A 1316-nucleotide genomic window follows, 5' to 3' on the forward strand; every position below is an offset into this window, starting at 1 on the left:
CGGAGATCCGGGACAACCCGCCGCGCGCGGTGCCGCTCACCGATCCGGGGTTCGTGCAGCGGTTAAGAGAATGGTTTGCGACGGTGAGCCTGCCAGCGGGCACCCGGCTGTGGGATATCAGGAGCGAGGATACCGCGCGCAGCTGGATCTCACAGGCGGTCGCGGCCGCCGAGCGTGACGGCGTCACCTTCTCCATCCGGCCGGTGACGCCCAAAACGTTCCGGGACTCGTTTGCGATGCACCTGGTGCAGCACCAGGTGCCGCAGAAGGTGATCCAGACGCTGATGGGGCACAAGGACGCGAAGTCCACCGAGTGGTATACGCGCGTGTTTGCGCTGGACGTGACCCGCCAGCTCGGCGTGCGGTTTTCGATGGATCCGGCTGAGGCACGCTCACTGCTGCTGCCCGGGGGGCGCCTGTGATAGCGGACTGGCGGAATTTTGTGACGCTGACGGACCTGCTGCTGATGGCCGGGCTCGCGGCGGTGAACCTTTATCTCTGGATCAGTCTGGGTGCAAAGATCCGGCGGTGGTGCCGGCGGCGGTCCCGCCTGGCGTTGCCCCGTCTGCAGGTTCAGTTTCTGCCGCCTGAGCGGTCGCCGCTGCCGCTGCTGCTCACGACGCTGGTGACGGGGCTGGCCAGCGTATGGATGCTGGCCGAGCTCCTGCCCGTCGTCTAGGCCGTCAAGTCAAAACGAAGGCGGGACGGCCGGTATGCGGAACGTGCGCCCGGCGGAAAAAAGGCGGTGGCCGGCGTAAGGGTCTGATTGCTAACGGCGCATGATTACTCATAATAAAGCTCCGTTTATCATCAGGATTTGACCGTATGCTCCTCAGGAGAAAAAACACCGTACCCACGGTGAGGATCGCCTGCTCGCCCTTACGCTTGCCACCACGGCAGGCGTCCTCAACGCCATGGCCTTCGGCGCGTTTGGCTTCTTCCCCTCCCACATGACGGGTAACACCTCCCAGTTGTCCGCGGAGGCGGGAAGTTATGACCTGCACGGCCTGCTTTTTCTGGCGGTGCTGATCCTGGCCTTCGTGACGGGCGCCACGCTGGCGCGCCTCGCCGTAGCCTTTGGCCTGCGGCGTAACGTGCGCACGGTATTCTGCCTGGTGCTGCTGTGTGAGGGCGTGCTGCTGCTGGCGACCTCGCTGGTTGAAATCCGCTGGTACAGCATCCGCAACAACGGCGAGGTGCTGGTCACGCTCGCGCTGCTGATGGGCTTGCATAACGCCACCTCCACGCAGCTTTCCGGCGGGCGGGTCAGGTCAACGCACGTGACCGGGACCCTGACCGATGCCGGTATGGCGCTG

3 protein-coding genes are annotated in these 1316 nt (G+C 64.8%); all 3 read left to right on the top strand.

Features of this window, described 5'->3' with window-relative positions; translation table 11 throughout:
- A partial coding sequence (locus tag HA45_RS23290; RefSeq protein WP_143808516.1) for a tyrosine-type recombinase/integrase occupies positions 1–422 on the top strand: 422 nt, incomplete at its 5' end.
- Between the two features lie 20 nt (positions 423–442).
- Entirely contained in the window at positions 443–679 is a 237-nt protein-coding gene (locus tag HA45_RS23295) for a hypothetical protein (protein ID WP_100701426.1), read from the top strand.
- Between the two features lie 190 nt (positions 680–869).
- The coding region (locus HA45_RS23300) for a YoaK family protein (protein ID WP_244563529.1) at positions 870–1316 on the top strand (447 nt) is incomplete at its 3' end.

The organism is Pantoea rodasii, from assembly GCF_002095465.1.
Taxonomy (GTDB): domain Bacteria; phylum Pseudomonadota; class Gammaproteobacteria; order Enterobacterales; family Enterobacteriaceae; genus Pantoea; species Pantoea rodasii.